We start from the raw sequence: 23,906 nt of genomic DNA, 5'->3' as shown, positions 1-23,906 counted from the left end.
CACTTCTTATTCGGTCACTGAAGTATTACTTGCCAAAGTGATGCGAGTGGTGTGTTCGGTTGACACTTTTTCAACTTGTGATAACGCTTCAGCCACTTTTTGGGCGCTTAGGCTGTCTTGTGCCAGTGTACTACTTTCGATGCCTTGAGTGTCTTGGGCGGTTGAGCCACTGACTTTTTCGATGGTGACGCGTGCACGACCTTGAGAAAGTGGTGCAATTTTAGCAAATGCGCCTTTTGACAAATCCAAGGTCACGCCATATTTACTAAAGCCGCCGCGGTCGTTCACTCGACAAACAACTGATTTACCATTGGCGGTATTGGTCACTTTAAGATGCGTACCAAATTTATGGCTGTTGCTGGCACAGGTCATCGCATTTTGGTTAAAACGCTCGCCATTTGCCGTTTTGCGACCATGAAATTTATCACCATAATAAGTGACGGTCGCCGCTTGAGCAGACAAGGCAGACAGCGCCAAAGCAGCTACAAAAATCTTTTTCATCATCTGATCCTTAGGCTTTTAGCCTTTGGTGGATTTATGTTGATTTCAGTGCAGTTTCACCGAAATCTCAAAAATAATGGCGTATCATAGCCAAATCCCATGATAATTACAAGGATTTACATATTCTTTGACAAATTTTTAACAATTGATATTTAATGTTACTAAAGTATTGCTAAGTCTGTCTTGTTTTTGATTGCCTTCAAATAAATAAGCTCAATATCTAAATTGAGCTTATTTATTAGGTGAGTTGCTATCAAGCGATCTAATCAGCGCAGGGGCTGATGTAAATTTAGACGAATGATTTCATTGTCATCCGCCAAATTTGCATTACGCCCTGACGAGCTTGGAAAATTATTATCATTAAGCACTGTAATAGTGCGATCATCTTCAATGATAATATCTTCGATGGTCACAAATGGAAAAGTAAATCTCTGACCCACACCCATATCACCTGCTCGAACAGGACCGTACAAATGATCAGGATTATCAATATTCATCAGATCAACAAGATCGGTGCGATCAACTGCTTGACCTGACTGGCCAAGTGTAATGCGGATCAATTTTTTATAGCCACTCCAATCGTTTTCGGTATCATCTCGCTCAATCACAATCCCTGATCGGTTATCAATCATCTGAAAATCACCAATCGCTGTCGCTCTTTCATCCAGCACAAACCAGTAATGGTTGCCTGTATAAGCTTTTTTCTGAACATCAAATTCAGAGATCAGCAACTGCTTGGTGCTTGCATCAGTTAATGGCTTTTCTAGCATGGGATATAAAAATTTGCCGTCAGCCGACAGCGCCATCCCTTCAAAGCCGCCACTGCGTTGCACGGTAGCAGGTGATGAGTGTTTAGTGTTCAAAGGGTTTTGAGGTGAGCGCAGCTGCTGATTTTTTTGATTCGGATGTGGCAATGCGATCGGCGGATCAATCAACACGCCTTGTTGATCAAAATGCAGCAAAAAGGGTCCAAACTCTTCACCGATCCAATAATTGCCGTCAGAGGTTCGCTGAATAGACTCAGGGTCAAAGTCTGCACCTGTTAAGAGTCTGTCAGCTGAGCTTTCATTGACAATTTCAAAGGGGATGAGCTTGTTAGGGTCGCGAAGCTGAATAAAATCCAATACTTTCACCTCGCCACCACCCCCTTCTTTGGAGCGAAAATCGACATCAAGATGATAAATCCGCAATAAAAAATCTGCCGAATTATCCTTGGCGCCATAACCATTATCTGCCAACACAGTATAGCTGCCATCATGGTTTTTCAGGGCGCCAGAAAACCCCTGAACCGGCTGTGCCTTAAAGGGCGCAACGATGCCATTGGCTGTCTTAGCTGCCCTACCTGAGATTGGACCTGTGGCATAAGTTTCGACATCCAGTTTGGCAAACCCTGTCAAAGTTGCCGCAGGATTTGCCCATGCCATAGATGACAAACCCGCCATCAGCGCTAAGAAAATATGTGTTTTGGCGATATACAGTTTCATTATAACTCCATAAATAGTACTTTTGATGGCATTGTAGTCAGCAATGATGACAATAAGACTTAGTTTTTATGACAATTTAAAGATCAAAAAAATCGCCCAACCAAGGCGGCTGAGCGATTAGGTCTCATCAGATGTACTGATTATTCCCATTCAATCGTCGCAGGTGGCTTGCTTGAGACATCATAAACCACACGAGAAACATCCTTGATCTCATTCATGATACGCGTTGAGATTCTATCCACCAACTCATAAGGCAAATGAGCAAAGCGAGCGGTCATAAAGTCCACGGTCTCAACCGCACGCAGAGCGATCACCCACGCATAGCGTCTGCCATCACCGACGACGCCCACCGATTTGACAGGCTGAAACACCGCAAAGGCTTGTGCGGTCTTATCATACCAGCCTGATTGGCGAAGCTCCTGCATAAAAATATCATCCGCTAAGCGCAAGATATCGGCATACTCTTTTTTGACTTCACCCAAGATACGAACGCCCAAGCCAGGACCAGGGAAAGGATGGCGATAAATCATATGATGCGGGATGCCCAGCGCAACACCCAATTTACGGACTTCATCCTTAAATAAATCACGCAAAGGCTCGACCAGCTCAAACGTCAAATCATCAGGCAGACCGCCCACATTGTGATGTGATTTGATCACATGGGCTTTGCCTTGTTTGCTGGCTGCTGACTCGATGACATCAGGATAAATTGTGCCTTGAGCCAAGAACTTAACACCATCAAGCTTACGCGCCTCTTCTGAGAACACTTCGATAAACTCGCGACCAATAACTTTACGCTTAGCTTCAGGATCAGTCACGCCTGCAAGCGCACTCAAAAAACGCGCCTCGCTGTCAGCGCGAATCACACGAATACCCATATTGTCGGCGAACATTTGCATCACTTGATCGCCTTCGTTTAGGCGCAAAAGCCCATTATCTACGAACACGCACGTCAGCTGATCTCCAATCGCACGATGTAGCAGCGCTGCAACCACAGAGCTGTCCACACCGCCTGATAGGCCAAGCAAGACTTTTTGATCGCCAATTTGATCTTGAAGCTGCTTGATGCGCATCTCGATGATATTTTCAGAATTCCACGCATTACCGCAGCTACAAATGATGTGGACAAAGTTTGAAATCAGCTCCACACCTTTTTGGGTATGTGTGACCTCTGGGTGGAACTGCACGCCATAAAATCCACGGCTTTCGTCAGAAGCAGATGCATAAGGGCAGCTTGGGGTAGATGATGTCACAGTAAAGCCTTCTGGCAAGCTGGCTACTTTATCCCCGTGGCTCATCCAGACTTCGGATTGATTTTTTTCGTCGCTGATTTTGCTAAGCAGCTTATCTTGATGTGTGATATCAATTTTAGCATAGCCAAATTCATGCACATCACCCGCTTCAACCTTACCGCCCAACTGCTCAGACATGGTCTGAAAACCATAGCAAATCCCCAAAACAGGCACGCCAAGCTCAAAGACCGCTTCTGGTGCTCGTGGTGAGCCTGCTTCATGAACGCTTTCAGGACCGCCAGACAAAATGATTCCTTTGGGATTAAATGCACGAATCTCTTCATCAGACATATCAAAAGCGTGCATTTCAGAGTATACGCCTGCTTCGCGGACACGGCGGGCAATGAGTTGGCTGTATTGTGAGCCAAAATCAAGAATAAGAATGCGGTCTTGGGTAATGTTGGTCATTGAGACACCTTACAGATAAGTAGAATAAACGGCATAAAATTTGCGCTATTTTAGCATTTTTTGAGTCTAAAAATAAGTGGCTAATGCGCTTGAGCGCTTAAATTATCATGCATCAAGCCATGTTTTTAGCGCAGTCTAAAAAACCGATGCTTTTTAGGCATCGGTGTTATGATTTAGGCATCAATATCGGCATTGAGTGCATTTTCTTCGATGAAGATGCGGCGCGGCTCAACTTCATCTCCCATCAGGCAGTTGAATAAATGATCAGCTTTGATGGCATCCTCGATGGTGATTTTGAGCATTCGGCGATTTTCAGGATCCATGGTGGTCTCCCAAAGCTGCTCTTTGTTCATCTCACCCAATCCTTTATAGCGCTGCACATCCACACCGCGGCGCGCAGCAAACATCAGCTGCTGCCAAAGATGATCAAAATTTTTGATTGCCAAATCTTTGTCACCACGGCGTAAAAACGCATCTTCTGACAGCACAGTATTCCACTCAGCAGTCAAGCGCAAAAGACGCGCATAGTCAGAAGAACCCAAAAACCCTGTATCCAACAAATACTGATGTGGCAGGCGGTGAATATGAACGGTAACGCGCGGCAACCACTGTCCACTGCTATCATCTTCGCCCAAGACTTGCACCGCTTCAACTTTGGCATCAAGCTTTGGCTCTAGGTCTTTGAGCTGATTTTCAAGCGCCAAAGCCCACTGGCTGACCGCCTGCTTATCACCGATCGCAGACACCTCAAGCTTAGGCAAGAAAGTCAGCGCATCCAGTAGATGAGACGGATATTTTGATTGCAGGCGTGTTTTGATCGCTTGGCTTTGACTGTAATCTTTAAGCAGTTTTTCGAGCGCCACACCCGTCACAGGCGGCGTGTCTTTACTCAAAAACAGCTGATGATCATCAATGGTTGATGATAATAAATAAGCATCCAAAGCTTCGGTATCTTTTAAGTACACTTCCTGCTTACCGCGCTTAACCTTATACAAAGGCGGCTGAGCGATATAAATATAACCGCGCTCAATCAGCTCCGGCATTTGACGGAAAAAGAAAGTCAGCAGCAAAGTGCGAATATGGCTACCATCCACATCGGCGTCGGTCATGATGACGATTTTGTGATAGCGAATTTTATCAGGATTATATTCATCAGGTCCAATGCCTGTGCCCAGTGCGGTGATGAGCGTGCCCACTTCAGCACTTGAAAGCATCTTATCAAATCGCGCTCGCTCGACATTCAAAATCTTACCTTTCAAAGGCAAGATCGCCTGCATTTTGCGATTACGCCCCTGTTTGGCTGAACCGCCCGCAGAGTCACCCTCGACGATGAATAATTCAGACAAAGCAGGGTCTTTTTCTTGGCAATCAGCCAATTTGCCTGGTAAGCCTGCGATGTCTAAAGTACTCTTACGGCGCGTCATCTCTCGGGCTTTACGCGCTGCATCGCGTGCTCTTGCGGCATCGATGATTTTACTTGCAATGGTCTTGGCAGCAGCAGGATTTTCAAGCAAATATTCTGATAAGCGCTCATGCATGGTGGTTTCTACCACAGACTTGACTTCGCTTGATACCAGTTTATCTTTGGTTTGCGAGCTGAATTTTGGATCGGGCACTTTGACCGAAATGATGGCAGTCAAGCCTTCTCTGGCGTCATCCCCTGTGATTTGAACCTTTTCTTTTTTGGTGATATTTTCAGAATCAAGGTAGTGGTTAAGACAGCGTGTCAATGCCGAACGAAAACCAGACAAGTGCGTGCCGCCATCTTTTTGGGGGATATTATTGGTAAAGCACAGTACTTTTTCGTTGTAGCTGTCTGACCATTGTAGCGCCACCTCAACACCAATGCCCTCTGCGCCATCTGCGCTGAAATGAAAAATGTCGTTTAAGGTCTGTTTATTACCATTAATATAGCCGACAAATTCAGATAAGCCGCCTTTATGCTCAAACACCTGAGAGGTGCCTGTGCGCTCGTCGGTCAAGACGATACGCACCCCTGAATTTAAAAATGACAGCTCACGCAACCGCTTGGCAAGGATATCATAGTCAAACTGCTGCACACCCTTAAAGATTTCAAAGCTTGGATAAAATCGAACCTGAGTGCCTGTCTGAGTGGACGGCTCAAGCTTAGACAGCGGAGCGTCAGGCACACCGTCAGTATAGCTTTGGGTGTGAGCATGACCATCACGCCAAATGTTTAAGACCAGCTTTTTGGAGAGCGCATTGACCACCGAAACGCCCACACCATGCAAACCACCAGATACTTTGTATGAATTGTCATCAAATTTACCACCTGCATGAAGCACCGTCATAATCACCTCTGCCGCCGATACCCCTTCTTCAGGATGGATATCAACAGGGATGCCTCGGCCATTATCCATCACCGAGACAGATTCGTCATCATGGACGATGATATTAATCTCATCGCAGTGACCAGCCAGCGCCTCATCAATGGCGTTATCCACCACTTCAAACACCATATGGTGTAAACCGGTACCGTCATCGGTGTCGCCGATATACATACCTGGGCGGACACGCACCGCCTCAAGCCCGCGCAAAACTCGGACATTTTTGGCAGTGTATTCAATGTCTTGTGCATCGACCTGTGGATTATTGTTGGTGCTATCGGTCATGAAACTTCCTTAAATGTGGCGGTTAATTTTTAAGAAAATTACCCACGATGATTCATAAAAAAACAGGGCTTATTATAGCATTTTTTTTATAAAAAGTCATTGTCATGCCTAGCTTTTGGCGGGTATTTTGTAGGCCTTATGAGGTGTAACACTCTTGAAATTCGCCTTGTTCCACATGAAACATCTTATAAGATAAATCTTCGGTGGCAGGCTGACTTGACACAGAAGACGCCGTAGAGATCTCAGGCTTAAGCGCTAAGATTTTTTGGTGCGTCTGTGCATTCAGACTGGTGATGATCACTTGACAAGGCAACGACAGCACTGTTTTAAGCAAAATTTCAATGGCATCATCATCAAGCTCAGCATCAAGATCATCAATCAAGACCACTGGCGGATGAGCTGTCTGCACCGATGCTTCCTGAATAGCATGGCACATCAGCTTGAGCTGAGACAGCTTCAGGGCGGTGATGAGCAGCTTTTTTTCACCGCGCGATAAAACATGCGTGGCTTGTTCGCGGATTTTTTGCCCTTGCTCGTTTTGAAAATGGATTTTGACATTAACATCCGCGCGGTGCGCACCGATGCGCGTATAACCTAAGTCGATGTCTTGATTAAGGCGCGCCTTTAGGGTTTGGCTCAGGGGTTCTGAGTGGTCAAAACCTGCCAAATATTGAAGTCTAAGCGACGAGTGATACTCAGGCAAAAGCTGCTTAATCATCTCATCAAAATACCCAACCCATTGATCAAAAACTGCCAAACGATGCTCGTGTAAAGCATGGGCATAAAATCCAAGCTGCTCATCCCAAGCAAAAAGCTCGGGCAGCTTATGATGAATGCCAGGCTGTTTTAATAGGGCATTTCTTTGCTTGAGTAGGCGCTGGTATTGTAGCCACTGATGATAAAACTTAGGCTGAATATGAAAAGCCAGCCAATCAAGCATCTGACGCCGAGAGACGCTGCCTTCATCCAATAAGCTCATGCTGACAGGGTCGATGAGCAAGGTTGGCAGATGAAAGCTTAGCGTACTTTGGGTTGGGACGGTGTGATCATTAAATCTTAAAATGGTGTCTGACTTGCCTGTCTCGTCGAGCTTTTTTTGGATGGCAAGCGTGCATGAGTCTTCAAATGTCGTGCGCGCCCACACAGTGCAAGCGCTTTGATGGTGGCGTATGTATCGCTTGGGCTCATGGTGGCGAAAGCTTTTGCCTCGTGACAACAAAAACACCGCCTCTAACAGCGATGTTTTGCCACTTCCATTAGCCCCCACAATCAAATTACACGCCGCAAGTGTCAAATTCACCTGCTTAAGATTGCGCAGCTCATGTATTTTTAACTGCTTAATCATAGATTACCGACGCATCGGCATGATGACATAGCGATGCAGATCATCGCCCGCTTGATAAATCAGCGCAGGTGAGCTTGGCTGATTGAGCTCAAGGCGAATCTCTCCTTCCAAGACATTGAGCACCGCGCGCAGATACGCCTCATTAAAGGTCAGCTCAATGGCGTGACCGCTATAATTCACCCCAAGCATTTCTTCAGCTTCACCAAGGGTTTTGTTGGTGACGCCTACTTTACAAAAATCTGTGGTGTCAAAATTCATCAAAACGCCTGGCTCATCTTTGGTATTTAGTACCGAGATGCGGCGCAGCACATCAACCGCTTCATCTTTATTAAATGAAACAATTTTATCATTACTGGTAGGAATCACGCGGCGATAGTCAGGAAATTTACCCTCAATCAGGCGTGCAGACAGCTTCACTGCGATCTCATTGCCAGTGTCTTCATCTTTTAGCACCAAGCCGACTTGTAAAAATTCTGTATCAAAACCAAGCTCAACGATATTAGACTCATCAACTGTTTTGGCAAGCTCAATCAGCAAGCGCTCCAATTCAGCCACTGCCTTACCCGGAATGATGACTTGATTGGGCGTATAAGTCTCGCCCAGCAATCGATGCGCCACTGCCAAACGGTGTCCATCTGTCGCAACTGCCGTCAGTGTATTTTCCCCAATATCAAACAGCATGCCCGTCAAATAATAACGCACATCTTGGGTCGCCATCGCAAAGCGCGTATGATGGATCAGGCTACTCAGATCACCTTGGCTGATTTTTATCACACTCAAAGGCGCCGCCGTGCCGATGCTTGGAAAATCATCCGCAGGCAGGCAGCTTAATGTATATCTGCCTGTACCACTGGTGATGATGCAGCGTGTGGTGTTCTCAGGCACATCAATCACCACCGTCTCTTCTGGCAGCGACTTACAAATGCTAAAAAACATCTCAGCTGGCAAGGTCGTGCTGCCTGGCTGGATACAGCCACCTTCAGGCAAAGCAAATCGTGTGGTCAGCTCAAGCTCCAAATCCGACGCTGTCAGTGTCAAAAATCCTTCTTCGAGCACCAATTTGATATTTGCTAAAATTGCAAAACGATGGCGCTTGTCTGCTGCCTTTACCACCAAATTGATGGCTTTGAGTAATAAGTCGCGATTGATTGATAATTTCATAAAAGCTCACTGAATGTGTTGGTTGCCAGGGCGGTGTTTAGACATATTCTAACATCATCTTCAAAGAATGATAATCCTTTTGAATTTTGGCATCTTGGGCGCGCAGCTCTTCGATCTTCTCACAGGCATGCATGACTGTGGTGTGGTCACGACCGCCAAACACCTGCCCAATTTCTGGGAAGCTGTCACGCGTCAATTCGCGAATGAGTGCCATCGCCATCTGTCTGGGTCTGGCGATGTGGCGCGCGCGTTTTTTGCCCATCAAATCCTTTGGGGAGATTTCATAATACTCAGCCACCAAATCACGAATGCTCTCAGCATTCAATGCCCGAGCGCGCGCTTGGACTTGGTCTTTGATGGCGTCTTTGACAAGTGGCAAGCTGACCGGTTCATTACGTAAAATGGTCGCAGACAGCTGCACACGTTTAAGCGCCCCTTCCAAGCCACGCACATCTGGCGGTAGGTTTTGCGCCATATACAGCGCACACTCTTTGGGCAGTAGCAAATTGAGCACTTGCGCTTTTTTTTCCAAAATCTGAACGCGCATCTCCATATCTGGTGGCTCAATCGACAGCTGCAAACAGCTTGATAAGCGAGAAATATAGCGCTCACCAAAACTGGTCATCTGTGAAGGCGGACGATCTGAGGCGAGCACCACTTGCTTTTGGGCGCCGCCGGCTGAAAACGCATCAAAAAGCTTCATCAAAATTTCGGTAACCTTGGGCGCCTTTGAGCCACTGACCATATGCACATCATCAATGATCAGCAAATCCGCTTGGCAAATTTCTTTTTCCATCTGTGCGATGTCATTGGTACGAAACGCTTCCAGCGTGATCTTATAAAAGTGATCTTTGGTAAAATAAAAAAACCGCTTGCCGTATTTTTGATAGCGATGCGCCATGGCGTGCATCAAATGCGTCTTCCCCAGACCTGATGAGCCATAGATAAAGATGGGACCGTAGTTATGTTTACTGTCTTTTTTAGAAAGTTCATTACAAGCGTTATACGCAGAGGCATTGGACTTACCTTTGACAAATACATCAAAAGTAAATCCTGGATCAATGGGCAGCCCTTCAACAATGCCCGGTTTTTTAGTGGCAGCTTTGTTGGTTTTGGTTTTTTTGAGCGCAGCGTCACTTGGCGTCGTGCTCACCACCATCTCGATACGAACCGATCCGATCGCCCCTTTGCCATGCTGACGAGCAAGATCGGTGATTTGGCTTAGATAATTGTCTTTGACATGCCGCACCCACATCATGTTAGGCGCAAGTAGCAAAAGCTCAGTCTCATTCACTTCTGCCTTTAGGGGTGCGATCCATTGACGAAAGTCTTTATCCACCATGGCAAACTGTAAATCAGGCAGGCACAGTTGCCACACACGCTCACCCAAATCATTTGGCGAGACGCTATCTTGCACTGGCAAATCTTCAAACAGACTCATGACTTATCCTAATTTAAAAAACAGCTCAAAGTGATTTTGTACTGCGCATGACCCAAATTGCGCTCAATCGGTGGAGTGAAATAGTATCATAATTTGCTCAAATTACAAGCGTTATTTTTGTGGATAACTTTATGAATAACCTTGTGGATAACCAAAAATACTGACTTTTCCACAATTTACGCACATTTTATAAACATTAATTTCCACAAGATAAGTCAATGAAAAATATAATAATATTGTGGTTATCCACAAAAATTTTTGGTTTATATTATTATTATAATTAGGTTTAAGATTAAATAATAAGGCGCTTTGGATTCTGTGGATAACTTTTAAAACTCGCCTTGAAAAAGCTTATCAAAGTCAATTATTTACCGCTCAAATATTAAACCTTTTGGGTGAAACAAAATTAAGTTTATGGCATAAAAATTTAAATTAGGCTCAATAATGAATTGACAACTCAAAAAATATTTGATAGTATTGTCAAGTTTTTCACTCATTTAAAGTGAAAACATTAACTAGTTAATTGTAATTTGAGTTGTTCATCAGTTTCACTTTTGACAACTTTTGGCACCCTTAGGTGCTGACATCTTTAAAGGTGATTTATGAAACGTACATTTCAACCAAGCGTTTTAAAGCGCAAACGCACTCATGGTTTCCGTGCCCGCATGGCAACCAAAAAAGGCCGTCAAGTTTTGGCACGTCGCCGTGCTAAAGGTCGTCATCGTTTGACTGTGTAATATCCAGTCAAATTAAAAGCACCGATCATACGGTGCTTTTTTATGCCAAAAATATACGATGCCATGGCTTAATTATGTTAAAATCATGCCTATTTTTACAAAACCTGCCATTATGACACCTGTCCTAACTCAAACCCCTATAGATATAGCCGCCTCTTCGCCAACTGCTTACAGCTTTGAAAAACGCCACCGCCTGCTGACACCTGCTGACTTTAAAGCAGTGTTTGACTCACCCATCAAAAAGGTGCATACCCCGCATTTATTGGCATTCATTGCTCAAAATCAAGGCATAGCGTCAAGATTGGGTCTGGCAATCACCAAAAAAAAGCTAAAAAAGGCAGTGGATCGCAATCGACTCAAGCGATTGTGCCGTGAAAACTTTCGCCATCATCACGCTTCTTGGATGGCGATTGATGTGGTTGTTATTGTCAAGGTCAGCTATCCTAGAGAGTTTGACATCGCTACGGAAGTGGCAGAATTATTTAATAAAATTAATAAATTATACTCTGATAAATCGGCTGATTAATTTTTAAATAGTTAGATATGTTAAAAAATATTCTAATACGCTTGATCGAGATTTATCGCCGATGGATCAGTCCGATGATGGCGCCAAGATGTCGTTATTATCCCACCTGTTCGGCTTATAGCCGTCAGGCCATTATCTGGCATGGCGCCGCCAAAGGGCTTGGATTGAGCGTCCGCCGGATCAGCCGCTGTCATCCTTGGGGCGGCAGTGGCATTGATTTTGTTCCGCTGCCTTTGGCTCGCTATCACTATCAGCCAAGCTATTTTTGCTTTTCTTATGTGCTCAAAGATGCTTTGAGTTATCGAGTGCGGCTTAATCATTTGATGAAAATCACTTAGTGCTAGGATTTATTCGCTCAAAACCTAAAAATCACCTTGTTAACCATGATTTATCGGTAACTTAAGCAATATTTTCTAGGATTTTACAGCTATTTTTAGTACAATAAAGGGTTTGAAAATCGATTTAGGCTAATGGCCTGTGTTGTTTATTGCTAATGGATTTGAATTTATGCAAAAAATTCTAAGAATTTTAATCATTGTGGCGATGCTGATCACAGCGTATTTGCTGATATTGGCGTGGCGTGATGACTATGCAGGAAAACCTGCAACCACGCAGCCAGTGGCAGCTCAAACCACTCATTCGGATGTGCCAACAACGCAGGCAACAGGCGACATACCCAGTCTGAGCGCAGGTTCTGTGGCGGATACGACCAGTGCAAACTTGATCAGTGTCAGTACTGATCGATATGAGATTAAGATTAATCCTGTGGGCGGTGATATTGTTTATGCTGCATTAAAGCAGTACAATGCCACCAAAGACAGTGCTGAGCCGTTTGTGTTGCTTGAGACGGATTCTCGCACTTATGTGGCACAGTCTGGATTGATCGGACGAGATGGCATTGATACCGCTGACGGTCGTGCGGTTTATCACAGTCCGCGCAGCAGCTATGTACTTAATCCAAGTGCTGGGTCTTTACAAGTACCGTTGACCTATCAAAAAGATGGCTTGACCATCACCAAGACCTATACATTTAATGCTGGTCATTACCCAATCAATTTAAGCTATAACATCAACAACAACTCTGATCAGCCATGGCAAGGTCAGATGTACGCGCAGCTAAAGCGTGACAGCAGCGAAGACCCTGGGTTGGATGATAAGGGCATGCTGAGCATGGCAACTTACCTGGGCGGTGCCTGGGGTACGCCAAGCGACCCTTATAATAAGCTTAAATTTTCTGATTTTGGCGATAATATCAATATCAGAAGTAAAGATGGCTGGGTTGCGATTGTTCAGCATTATTTTGTCTCCGCTTGGACGCCATCAAACAGCTTTGATGCCGAGTTCTTTGCACGCACGACCGGTAATGATTTTTATATCGGTTATAATAGCCCAGTGATCAATGTGGCATCCGGTAAACAGATTACCTTAAATAGCACGCTATATGCAGGTCCAAAAGTACAGTCTGAGATGGCACCGGTGGCTGAAGGCTTGAATCAAACCGTGGATTATGGACTGCTGTGGCCAATCTCAAAAGTGCTCTTTGCCATTTTGGATAATATCAATAAAGTGATTGGCAACTGGGGCTGGTCGATCATCGTTTTGACCTTGATCATTAAAATTGCACTATTTTGGCTGTCAAATAAAAGCTATGTTTCGATGGCGAAAATGCGCGCCATCGCCCCAAAACTGCAAGCACTTAAAGATAAGCATGGCGATGATCGCATGGCGATGAGCCAAGAGATGATGCAGCTGTACCGTGACGAAAAAGTCAATCCCATGGCGGGCTGTTTGCCAATTTTGATTCAGATGCCAATTTTCCTAGGGCTTTATTGGATGTTGGTTGAGTCAGTGGAGCTGCGCCATGCGCCTTGGATCGGCTGGATTACCGATTTGTCAGCGATGGATCCTTGGTTTATTTTGCCGATTTTTATGGGTGTGACGATGCTTGTGCAGCAAATGCTCAATCCGCAGCCAACCGATCCGATGCAAGCTAAAATGATGAAAATTTTACCCGTAGTTTTTGCAGTGTTTATGCTGTGGTTCCCAGCAGGTCTGGTGCTATACTGGACGGTGAATAACTTATTTAGTATGATTCATCAGCATCTTGTCAATAAGCGCGTGGAGCGCCAAATGCAAGCAAGACAAGCTTAATTTGATCTCTTAAAATCCCACAAATCCTAAATTTGTGGGATTTTTTATGGCTGTCGTCATGCTCTTATGAGGTAATAAATTTATGAGCCAATAACCAGTGCTAGCAATTTTTTGTGCAATGATGATAGAATAAAAGGTTAACTTAGCAAAAGATCTTATCAGTCTATGACAACCAATATCCAACAACTACCCACCATCGCCGCCATCGCCACCCCTATCGGTCAAGGCGGCGTTGGTATCATTCGACTGTCAGGTAAGGATGCTTATCGCATCGGCTGCTTGATTACCGGGCGCTCAACTCTGACGCCCAGAGTAGCGCATTTTGGCGGTTTTTATGGTCAAGAGGGAGTGATTGATGAGGGTGTGGTGATTTATTTTAAGGCGCCGCACTCATTCACTGGAGAGGATGTGGTGGAGCTGCAAGGTCATGGCGGCATGGTGCTACAAAATATGCTGCTAGCTCGAGTGTTTGAGCTTGGCGCGCGTCAAGCCACAGCAGGAGAATTTACGTACCGAGCTTTTGAAAATGATAAAATTGACCTGGTGCAGGCTGAAGCTATTAGTGATGCCATCTCAGCCACTTCAGTTGCTCAAGCAACCAGCGCCATTCGCTCTTTGACTGGTGAATTTTCCCAAAAAATCAATGAGTTATTAGATAAGCTTGTTCATCTTCGTTTGTATGTGGAGGCGTCGATTGATTTTCCTGATGAAGAAGATGTTGATTTTTTGTCAGATGGTGTCATAGAAAGCAAATTAACTGAGATCTTGGCAGGCATAGATCATATTTTGGCGACAGCAAAGCAAGGTCAGCTGCTACGCGATGGTGTGCATGTGGTGCTTGCCGGTAAACCCAATGCGGGTAAATCCAGTCTACTTAACCGCCTATCGGGCACTGAGCGCGCCATTGTCACTGATATCGCTGGTACCACGCGAGATACGCTTGAGGAAACCTTAGTTTTGGGTGGTCTGACGGTACATTTGACAGATACAGCCGGGCTTCGTGAAACCACCGATTATGTCGAAAAAATTGGTATCAAACGAGCATTTGATGCGATCCGTCAAGCGGATGTGCTGATGATGGTGTATGATGTCACAACAGAAACTGATCCGTTGGCATTGGCTGATCAACTGTTTTGCGAAGGTGTGAACGAGGATGTCAGCGATATGATTCGCCAAAAATTGATCTTGGTGGCAAATAAAAGTGACTTATTGGGATCAAAACCGGTTTTGCAGGTTTCATGTGAAACCAAATCAGCGCCAAAGCTTGTTTATGTTTCATGTGAAACAGGTGAAGGACTTGATGAGTTGATTGAAGTTTTAACCCAAAAAGTGGGCTTTCATCCCCCTGAGAACAGTTTAATTGCCCGCACTCGTCATATCGATGCTTTAAATCGCGCCAAAGCGTTCGCCATTGAGGCGCATGAGCAGCTTACCATATACCATGCTGGCGAATTGGTCGCAGAGAGCCTAAGGCAGTCGCAGAAAGCATTGGGTGAGATCACAGGTCAGATGAGCGCAGATGAGCTCTTGGGTAAGATTTTTTCTAGTTTTTGTATTGGGAAGTAGTGCCATCACCAGTAAATTTTAACAATCCTATTGGTGGATATTTTTAAAACACATTAGATTTGATTATTTTTAGTTAATAATAAAAATTCAGGAGTTTTGATGCATTGCCCATTTTGCAATAAAGCAGATACCAAGGTAACCGATTCTCGGTTAGCTGCCGAAGGTGCGCAAGTGCGCCGCCGTCGCCAATGTTCGGCGTGTGGTGAGAGGTTCACAACCTTTGAAATCTGTGAAATCGTGATGCCAAGAATCATCAAAACCAATAGCCGAATCGAACCTTATGACCAATCAAAACTTAGACGCTCAATTTCACTACCGCTCCAAAAGCGCCCCATCAGCGCCGATGAAATCGAAGCTTGTATCAGTCGCATAGAGCATGAGCTTAGAAAAACCGGTGAGCGAGAAGTATCAAGTAAGATCCTAGGTGAGATTGTGATGAATGAATTAAAAACGCTTGATGATGTTGCTTATGTGCGCTTTGCCAGTGTGTATCGTGATTTTCAGGACATTGGTCAGTTTCAGGCTGAGCTTGACAAGATTAATCTGCCAAAACACGGTGAATCTTCATGACTGACAAATCATTTACTCAGCAAGATATTTATTATATGCAGCTTGCCATCGCAGAGGCAAAAAAAGGCATTTATACCACCAGACCCAACCCTGCCGTTGGCTGTGTCTTGGTCAAAGATGGCATGGTGATCGGTCAAGGATACCATCCAAAAGCTGGTCAGCCGCATGCTGAGATTTTCGCCCTAGCTGATGCCAAAGCGCAAGGTTTTGACACCGAAGGTGCGACAGCGTATGTGACACTTGAGCCATGCAGCCATACGGGTCGTACACCGCCTTGTGCTGATGCGCTCATTGCCGCGGATCTTAAGCGGGTTGTCATCGCAAGTTTAGATACCAATCCCAAAGTTGCCGGTAATGGCGTTAAAAAACTTCAAAATGCGGGAATTGAGGTCTTGGTGGGTGTGTGCGATCAGCAAGCCACCAGGTTAAATTTGGGTTTTTTGAAGGCGATGAGGACAGGCTTGCCTTATGTGAGGCTAAAGACTGCAAGTAGTCTGGATGGACGCACAGCGATGGCATCCGGCGAATCTAAATGGATCACAGGATCGGAGGCGCGCGAAGATGTGCAGCGGCTGCGTGCTCGAAGTGCCGCGATCATTACAGGGTCTGGCACCATCATGGCGGATGACCCTGCGATGACAGTGCGAAGCAAGCAGCTTGGCGTGGGTCTAAAGATGATACCCAAGCCCAAGGTGGTCATTGTCGACCGTAGAGGCAGACTGTCAGCATCGGATAATTATCAAGTCCTAAATCAAGAGGATACCTTGATTTGGCGCGATGATTTACTTAGCCTGTTACAAACTTTGGTGTCACAATATGCTTGCTATGATGTATTGATAGAAGCGGGCAGTGAGCTGTCTGGGGCGTTTATCACAGAAGGCTTGGTCGATGAGCTAATCGTATATCAAGCGCCTTGTATTTTGGGTCAAGATGCCCGTCCGATGTTTGCATGTCAGCTCGATCAATTAGCGCAGCAGCATCGATTTGAGCTGCATTCTGTCGATAAAATTGGCAACGACATTCGGCTGATTTATCAAAGTTTAACTTAATTTATTTTAGCGAATTGGTTAATTAAATTTGGTTGTCCACAGCTTATTTTAATGAGTGTTTTATGATTGAGTAATAAGAAAACTGATTTCTTAGGCTTGTGGATAACTATGATTATTAAGGATTTTATATAATCCAAATTATGATTAACTCTTTGATTTTTATAAGTATTAATATTTACTTTGAGAGCAAATATTAGCCTGTGGAAAACTTAGTGACGTGATTGTACTTGTAATTTTTATCACTGTCATCATAAAAAAGTTTTCCACAATTTTATGAGAAATTATTATGTTTACAGGAATTATTGAAACCACAGGTAAGCTCAAATCTATCAATCAAATTGGCGGTGATATTCAGCTCGTGATCCATGCGCCGGAGATGGACTTTAGCGATGTTAATCTTGGTGATTCGATCGCATCAAACGGCATCTGTCTGACGGTGGTGGATATTGGTGATAAGACCTATGCGGTGGACGTATCGCGCGAAACTCTGAGCAAAACGGCTTTAAAAAATTGGCGTACTGGCGATACGATTAATCTTGAAAAAGCCATGCTGCCAACCACACGTTTTGGCGGACATATTGTGGCAGGACATGTGGATGGTGTGGGCGTGATTCGCCACATCTCAAAAGACGCCCGTTCGATTTATATAGAGATTGAAATTCCAAGTGATCTCATGCGCTACACCGCCGACAAAGGATCGATCACTGTTGATGGGATTAGCTTGACAACCAATGCCATTAAGCCCGAACGAAACATCGTGTGCCTTAATATCATCCCGCATACAGCCGAACGTACTAACATTGATCGGCATTGGTCGGTGGGTGGACTTGTGAACATTGAGGTGGATTTGATTTCTCGATATCTTGAAAGATTATTGCTGACCTCTAACCAAGCACAAAAATCTGCTGGTAATATTTCCGAAGAGCTGCTGAATAAGGCGGGATTTTATCTTTAATTATTAAATTTTTATTTATTAGAAAAAATTTATATTATTTAATATAACTGATATTATAATGATTTAAAATTAAAATATTAGTTATAAATAATAAAATTAAATTAATTAATAAATATAAATAAAGGAATTTTATGGAACATCTTACTCAACCAAAACTGCGTGTCATATTTGCAGGGACGCCCGAATTTGCTGCGGTCAGCCTAAGGCGTCTCATTGATCTAAAAGATATCTTAAATATGCAAATCGTCGCAGTTTACACGCAGCCGGATCGTAAGTCTGGACGAGGTCAAAAATTGACCGCTTCAGCGGTTAAGCAAGTGGCGCAGGCCTATGATATACCAGTTGAGCAGCCGGTGAGCTTTAGCCTAAAGTATCAGCCCGAAGATGGGATTAGTGGCGCTGTTTCACGTGAAACTTTGTCTAATTATCAGCCTGATGTGATGATTGTCGCAGCCTACGGGCTGATTTTACCTTTGGGTGTTTTAAAGATACCAAAATTTGGCTGCTTGAATATTCATGGATCGCTGCTGCCCAGATGGCGCGGCGCGGCGCCCATTCAGCGTGCCATCATGGCAGGCGATCCAGAAACTGGCATTACGATTATGCAAATGGCAATAGGTCTGGACACAGGTGACATGCTTTATAAGGTGGCGTGCCCGATTTTGGATACCGATACTGCTCAGACACTTCATGATAAGCTGGCAATCATTGGCGCTGATGCGATAACCACGGTATTACAAAATCTATCGCATTTTCAATCATTGGCGGAAACTCAAGACGACAGCTTGGCAAATTATGCCGAAAAAATTCACAGCCAAGATGGATTGATCAATTGGAATCAAGATGCTTTGACAATCCAGCGTCAAATCCGTGCGCTCAATGCTTATACTTATTATAAGTCAGAGCGTATCAAGGTGTTGGCGACGCTACCCATCAAATCTGATCAAACCACATCGGCGCCAGCTGGCCAGATTGTAAGCGTGGGCAAAAATGCCATTTTGGTAGCCTGTGGCGCTAATGCCAAGGGTGTTCAGCATCTGATTAATATTACAAGTATGCAATGGCCAGGTGGTAAGCCGCTGACAGCCGAACAAATCTGCCAAAGCAATAAAATCTGTGATGGCGACTATTTTGAGATGAATTCTAATGACAAATAATATAAAAAAACTACAAGATCATCAGCTTTCATCTCGAGCAAAAGTGATATTGGTTATTGAAGAAATTTTAAATGGTAAATCACTATCAGAGCTGCTCGATCCTTTACTAGAATCAACAGAGGTGAGCAGCCGAGGATTTGTGCATGAACTGCTGCTAAGCACCTTGCGCCAGTGGTGGGCATTATCTAGAATTTCTGAAAGCTTGATTGAAAATCCTGTGACGGATCAAGGGGTGCAGGCTGCCATAAATATCGGCTTGTACCAACTGATCTATATGAACACCCCAGAATATGCAGCGATTAATGACACGGTCGAGGCATTAAAGCAGCTTGGTAAAGGGCATGGCGCAGGGCTTGTCAATGCCATTCTTCGAAAAACCCAAAAGTCAAAAGCCAAATTCACCAAAAAAGTCAACAAAAATCACAGTTTGCCAAATTGGTTAGCTAAGCAGCTCAAACAAGACTGGGGTGAGTATTATAATGAGTTAGGCAGAGCACTTAGATTTGCTGCGCCTATTTTTTTAAGAGTCAATACTAAGTTTTCAGATGTCGCCTCTTATTCTCAGATTTTAGATGAGCATCATATCCAGCACAGCGTGGTATCGCTTGGATATGATCAGGCAGAAGCCATCAGGCTAGATGGCGGTGTGAAAATCAGTGAATTACCGTATTTTGATGCAGGATGGGTGTCTATCCAGGATGCGCATGCGCAGTTGGCAGGGTTTTTGTTAGCTCCTACTCTACAAGCACAAAGCGACAATTTATCAGTCTTAGATATGTGCTGCGCTCCAGGGGGTAAAACCACGCATCTGCTTGAGATGTTTCACATGAAACATCTGACCGCCGTTGATAGTGAAAGCGCTCGATTAAAAAGAGTCCACGAAAACATCAGCCGCCTTAAGCTTGATACACAAAATATTTCGGTGATCCCTGCTGACGGCACCTCTTGGCGCTCAGATCACTCATTTGATGTGATTTTGCTTGATGCGCCCTGCACCGCTACAGGTGTCTTGCGTCGCCATCCGGATATTGGACTATTAAGGCAGGCACAGGATGTTGAGACTACCGTTCAATTACAAAGAGCCATATTAGATAATCTTTGGTCGCAGCTAAAAGTTGGCGGCGTGCTTTTGTATGTGACGTGCTCGATTTTAAAGACTGAAAACGAGATGCAAATCAGTGATTTTATGGCAGCTCATAATGATGCGCAAGCCATGCCTTTTGACCTTGGCTTGCCACATCAAATCAAGCAGCACATAGGCTATCAATGCTTGCCTTTGGATACCAAAGGCGGCGATGGCTTTTATTATGCTTTGCTAACCAAAACCGCATAATAATGACCGTTTTATAAATGGCGACTAAGATAGGTTGGTAAATAATGACCATAAGGCTTTGGATGATCAATCAGACGTTGGATGTATCAATCCGTATCTTAAATAGCTTATTGCTCGGTGATCATAACACTTAAACAGATCAAATTAAATATTTTAAACATATGGCTAAATTGCCAGTATTTAAATTTGACGGTGTATTGGTGTTGATCATAAAAAAAGTGGCGCGATCATCAGTCCATCGATAGTTCGCCAATCGCTGAAAATTTGTGCTAAAATTAGCTCAATTTATCGTTAAGACATTAAGACAGTTGGAGTTTTTATGCAATATATCAGTACCCGCGGCAAGACTCAGCCGATGCAGTTTAGCGATGTGCTTTTGATGGGGCTTGCGCCTGATGGCGGTCTGATGCTGCCTGAAACTTATCCAAGCATTGATGAAGCCACTTTGGAAAAATGGCGAAAGCTTAGCTATACCGAGCTTGCCTTTGAGATCATGTCGCTGTTTGTGACAGATATCCCTTCAGATGATTTAAAAAATATTATTAATAAAACTTACAATAAAGCAGCATTTGGCAGTGAGGACATTACGCCTGTGACGCGTCTTTATGATCGGTTGGCACTGCTTGAGCTGTCAAATGGTCCGACGCTTGCTTTTAAAGACATTGCCATGCAATTTTTGGGTAATGCGTTTGAGTATGTGCTCAAACAAAAAAACGAGCGCCTAACTATCATCGGCGCTACATCTGGCGATACAGGCAGTGCAGCTGAATATGCGCTGCGCGGTAAAGATAATATCGAAGTTTTCATGATGTCGCCTGAGGGTAAGATGAGTGCTTTTCAGCGGGCGCAGATGTATAGCTTGGATGATGCTAATATTCACAATATCGCCGTGGAGGGGATGTTTGACGACTGTCAAGATATCGTCAAAGCCCTTCAAGAAGATGCAGAATTTAAGGCTAAATATAGCTTAGGCACAGTCAATTCGATCAACTGGGGTCGTATTTTGGCGCAAATTGTCTACTATTTTAAAGGCTATTTTGGTGCAACTACCGATAATAGCCAAAAGATCAGTTTTTGTGTGCCTTCTGGAAACTTTGGCAATATTTGCGCCGGTCATATCGCGCGCGAAATGGGCTTGCCGATCGATCGATTGATCGTCGCAACCAATGAAAATGACGTCTTGAATGAATTTTTTAATACGGGCAAATACACGCCGCGCACTTCAAGCGAAACCTATGTCACGTCTAGCCCATCGATGGATATTTCAAAGGCGTCTAACTTTGAGCGCTTTGTGTTTTTGCTGCTTGATAAGGACAGCGCACAGGTCGCCAAATTATTCGGTGATGTTAAAAGTGGCAAGGGGTTTGATTTGTCGGATAATCTAAACCTGGTGAATGAAAAATTTGGATTTATTGCCGGTAAATCTACGCACCAAGACCGCTTGGCAACGATCAAAAAAGTCTATGATGACACGCACCGATTGATCGACCCGCACACCGCTGATGGGGTAAAAGTGGCGCTTGAAGTACAAAAAGCAGATGAGATGATTTTGGTTGCTGAAACAGCATTGCCTGCCAAGTTCCAAGAAACCATCGTGGAGGCGGTAGGCGAGATGACCTTGCCGCGTCCTGAACACACCCAAGGCTTGGAAGACAAACCTCAGTATGTCACCGTGGTGCCGAACGATGCTCAGGCGGTGGCAGCATTGATTGAGCAACACGTCGCTGCGCGCTGATTGATGAGCTATTCATCACTAACGCCTAAGCAGTCGAAGCTTGCCTTGTGGTATGTGACCAATACTTCGTTGATCTCATATTATAAGCTTGTCAATCATTATGGCGACGCAGCGTCTGCATTGAACCAAAATCAAGCTGCTTGGCAATCGCTTGGCATCCATGCGGCGCATATCAAGCGCTGGCAAGATGCCAAAGATGTGTTGGCTTTTCTTGATAAAGTTCACCAAGATGTGGCTCTTAAGATATACGGCATCAGCTATGTGGGCGATGAAGATTATCCCGATGCACTAAAAAGTATCTACGATCCGCCGCCGGTACTGTTTTATCGTGGTCATTTGGCGCGCCTTAAAGACCGCCAGATTGCCATCGTGGGTAGTCGATCGCCGACTGAAGCCGCCCAAAAAATCACTTTTGATTTGGCGCAGTATCTTGTCCAGTCAGGGTATACCGTCACCAGTGGTCTGGCGCAAGGCGTCGATAAGCAGGCGCATCTGGGCGCGCTGTCTCAATTACCTGCCTTATCAGGTCGTACTGTTGGGGTCATGGGAACGGGCATCGATGTGTGCTATCCACGCAATCACAATGCGCTTTTTGCCCAGATCATCGAAGATGGCGGCTGCTTAGTCAGTGAGCTTTTGCCTGCGACACCAGCCAGCAAACACACTTTTCCCCGCCGTAATCGTCTGGTGGCAGGGCTATCACTTGCCACAGTGGTTACGGAAGCGGCGCTTCAAAGCGGCTCTTTGATCACGGCTCGTCTCTCGGCAGAACAAGGCAAGCAGGTGTTTGCGGTACCAAGCCACATTCACAATCCTAATGCCGAAGGCTGCCTGCATCTGATTCGTGAAGGGGCGACGCTGATATACCATCCTGATCAAATTTTAGAAGATCTAAGTCAGCAGGATCAAGAGTTTTTTAATGCTTTACCAAAAAGCTTTAGTCAAGGTATGTCAATATTTAGCGAAGAGTCAAGTCAGTTAAGCACTCGCTCATCTCAAGTCTCTGACACAGATACTTTGACAAACCCAAGCCCACAGGCGGCTATCAATAGTCTGCCGCCCACAGCTCACACTGCCTTTGTGCCAGAGCATTTGGCGGATTTGTATGCTTTGATTGGCGAGCCTTGCGATCTGGATCAGCTTGTTATTAGCAGTCAAAAAGAGACTGGCAGTCTATTAGCAGAACTGATGGAGCTTGAAATATTAGGCTTGATCAAGCAGGTAGGGGGACGCTATGGCAGGGTCTAAACCAATTTTTGTGGCTGATGAGCTGGATTTGGCTGCCAGTTATTTGCAGGCAGGCGGTGTGCTGGCATATCCTAGCGAAAGCGTCTGGGGGCTTGGCTGTGATGCACTCAATGCTGACGCCATTCATCAAGTCATCAATCTTAAGCACCGTGATATTGGTAAGGGTTTGATTGTGTTGACAGATTCTGCCGAACGCTTAAAATCTTTATTGAATGTTTCACATGAAACTTCTTTAATTGATCATATGCAAACATTCTCGGATGAGTTTGCGCGGCAACATTTCCGCGCCTTGACATGGCTTGTGCCCATTGAGCCGTCGGCATTACCCTCAGCGCTGATCGGCGCACATGACACTTTGGCGGTGCGCATCACCACACATCCTTTGTTAAAGGATTTATGCCAAGCCTTGATCTCACCTGCTAACCCTTATGGTTTTTTGGTATCAACCAGTTGTAATCCTGCTGGACAAGCGCCCGCCCAAAATTTGACACAAGCGATGGAATATTTTGGCGATCAAATCGCTTACTTGGATGTGGATGGATTGGGTTTTGATCAGCCAAGCTGTATTAAGGATCTGTTAACAGGCGATATCTTAAGATAGATAAGTCATGAAG

Annotated in this window: 19 protein-coding genes and 1 pseudogene; 13 read left to right on the top strand and 7 right to left on the bottom strand. The window is 44.7% G+C overall.

What is annotated here, in order from left to right; translation table 11 throughout:
- Positions 1 to 6: 6 nt before the first annotated feature.
- From U0021_RS04955 to dnaA, 7 genes and pseudogenes are all read right to left on the bottom strand, one after another.
- Entirely contained in the window at positions 7 to 501 is a 495-nt protein-coding gene (locus tag U0021_RS04955) for a septal ring lytic transglycosylase RlpA family protein (protein ID WP_078256121.1), read from the bottom strand.
- Between the two features lie 266 nt (positions 502 to 767).
- A pseudogene (locus U0021_RS04950) lies at positions 768 to 1,901 on the bottom strand (esterase-like activity of phytase family protein); the annotation flags it as partial.
- 224 nt (positions 1,902 to 2,125) lie between these two features.
- Complete coding sequence (guaA, locus tag U0021_RS04945; protein ID WP_114801159.1) at positions 2,126 to 3,685, bottom strand: glutamine-hydrolyzing GMP synthase; 1,560 nt, start codon at positions 3,683 to 3,685, stop codon at positions 2,126 to 2,128.
- 173 nt (positions 3,686 to 3,858) lie between these two features.
- Positions 3,859 to 6,318: a DNA topoisomerase (ATP-hydrolyzing) subunit B gene (gene gyrB, locus U0021_RS04940; protein WP_114801158.1), complete on the bottom strand. Its 2,460-nt coding sequence runs from the start codon at positions 6,316 to 6,318 to the stop codon at positions 3,859 to 3,861.
- 136 nt (positions 6,319 to 6,454) lie between these two features.
- The gene (gene recF, locus U0021_RS04935; RefSeq protein ID WP_327037559.1) at positions 6,455 to 7,663 is read right to left on the bottom strand and encodes a DNA replication/repair protein RecF; all 1,209 of its coding nucleotides are present in this window, start codon (positions 7,661 to 7,663) and stop codon (positions 6,455 to 6,457) included.
- 3 nt (positions 7,664 to 7,666) lie between these two features.
- A complete protein-coding gene (gene dnaN, locus U0021_RS04930) occupies positions 7,667 to 8,824 on the bottom strand; it encodes a DNA polymerase III subunit beta (RefSeq protein ID WP_114801008.1) in 1,158 nt (385 codons plus the stop codon).
- Between the two features lie 37 nt (positions 8,825 to 8,861).
- The gene (dnaA, locus tag U0021_RS04925) at positions 8,862 to 10,265 is read right to left on the bottom strand and encodes a chromosomal replication initiator protein DnaA (protein ID WP_114801007.1); all 1,404 of its coding nucleotides are present in this window, start codon (positions 10,263 to 10,265) and stop codon (positions 8,862 to 8,864) included.
- A 602-nt stretch (positions 10,266 to 10,867) separates the two neighbouring features.
- Here dnaA and rpmH point away from each other — a divergent pair.
- From rpmH to U0021_RS04860, 13 genes are all read left to right on the top strand, one after another.
- Positions 10,868 to 11,002, top strand: a complete 135-nt coding sequence (gene rpmH / locus U0021_RS04920) for a 50S ribosomal protein L34 (RefSeq protein WP_003662232.1) — start codon at positions 10,868 to 10,870, stop codon at positions 11,000 to 11,002.
- An 85-nt stretch (positions 11,003 to 11,087) separates the two neighbouring features.
- Entirely contained in the window at positions 11,088 to 11,528 is a 441-nt protein-coding gene (rnpA, locus tag U0021_RS04915) for a ribonuclease P protein component (protein ID WP_227538736.1), read from the top strand.
- 17 nt (positions 11,529 to 11,545) lie between these two features.
- Positions 11,546 to 11,866, top strand: a complete 321-nt coding sequence (gene yidD / locus U0021_RS04910) for a membrane protein insertion efficiency factor YidD (RefSeq protein ID WP_114801006.1) — start codon at positions 11,546 to 11,548, stop codon at positions 11,864 to 11,866.
- 169 nt (positions 11,867 to 12,035) lie between these two features.
- Entirely contained in the window at positions 12,036 to 13,679 is a 1,644-nt protein-coding gene (gene yidC / locus U0021_RS04905) for a membrane protein insertase YidC (protein ID WP_114801005.1), read from the top strand.
- A gap of 165 nt (positions 13,680 to 13,844) precedes the next feature.
- Positions 13,845 to 15,245, top strand: coding sequence for a tRNA uridine-5-carboxymethylaminomethyl(34) synthesis GTPase MnmE (mnmE, locus tag U0021_RS04900; RefSeq protein ID WP_114801004.1), 1,401 nt, complete (start codon positions 13,845 to 13,847; stop codon positions 15,243 to 15,245).
- A 99-nt stretch (positions 15,246 to 15,344) separates the two neighbouring features.
- The gene (gene nrdR, locus U0021_RS04895) at positions 15,345 to 15,815 is read left to right on the top strand and encodes a transcriptional regulator NrdR (protein WP_049237963.1); all 471 of its coding nucleotides are present in this window, start codon (positions 15,345 to 15,347) and stop codon (positions 15,813 to 15,815) included.
- Complete coding sequence (gene ribD / locus U0021_RS04890) at positions 15,812 to 16,864, top strand: bifunctional diaminohydroxyphosphoribosylaminopyrimidine deaminase/5-amino-6-(5-phosphoribosylamino)uracil reductase RibD (RefSeq protein WP_114801003.1); 1,053 nt, start codon at positions 15,812 to 15,814, stop codon at positions 16,862 to 16,864. The genes nrdR and ribD overlap by 4 nt, the downstream gene beginning before the upstream one ends.
- 286 nt (positions 16,865 to 17,150) lie before the next feature.
- A complete protein-coding gene (locus U0021_RS04885; RefSeq protein WP_114801002.1) occupies positions 17,151 to 17,819 on the top strand; it encodes a riboflavin synthase in 669 nt (222 codons plus the stop codon).
- A 131-nt stretch (positions 17,820 to 17,950) separates the two neighbouring features.
- A complete protein-coding gene (fmt, locus tag U0021_RS04880) occupies positions 17,951 to 18,976 on the top strand; it encodes a methionyl-tRNA formyltransferase (protein ID WP_114801001.1) in 1,026 nt (341 codons plus the stop codon).
- Positions 18,966 to 20,309: a 16S rRNA (cytosine(967)-C(5))-methyltransferase RsmB gene (gene rsmB, locus U0021_RS04875; RefSeq protein WP_114801000.1), complete on the top strand. Its 1,344-nt coding sequence runs from the start codon at positions 18,966 to 18,968 to the stop codon at positions 20,307 to 20,309. Before fmt ends, rsmB begins: the two co-directional genes overlap by 11 nt.
- A gap of 319 nt (positions 20,310 to 20,628) precedes the next feature.
- Entirely contained in the window at positions 20,629 to 22,044 is a 1,416-nt protein-coding gene (gene thrC, locus U0021_RS04870; protein ID WP_114800999.1) for a threonine synthase, read from the top strand.
- Positions 22,045 to 22,047: 3 nt separating this feature from the next.
- Positions 22,048 to 23,292, top strand: a complete 1,245-nt coding sequence (gene dprA, locus U0021_RS04865; protein ID WP_114800998.1) for a DNA-processing protein DprA — start codon at positions 22,048 to 22,050, stop codon at positions 23,290 to 23,292.
- Positions 23,279 to 23,893: an L-threonylcarbamoyladenylate synthase gene (locus tag U0021_RS04860; protein ID WP_114800997.1), complete on the top strand. Its 615-nt coding sequence runs from the start codon at positions 23,279 to 23,281 to the stop codon at positions 23,891 to 23,893. The genes dprA and U0021_RS04860 overlap by 14 nt, the downstream gene beginning before the upstream one ends.
- The last annotated feature ends 13 nt before the right edge of the window (positions 23,894 to 23,906 follow it).

Source organism: Moraxella canis, from assembly GCF_034424565.1.
In the GTDB taxonomy this organism is placed as follows: Bacteria; Pseudomonadota; Gammaproteobacteria; order Pseudomonadales; family Moraxellaceae; genus Moraxella; species Moraxella canis.
Note: the sequence above shows the minus strand (reverse complement) of the source record. Positions and strands in the feature narration are given on the sequence as shown.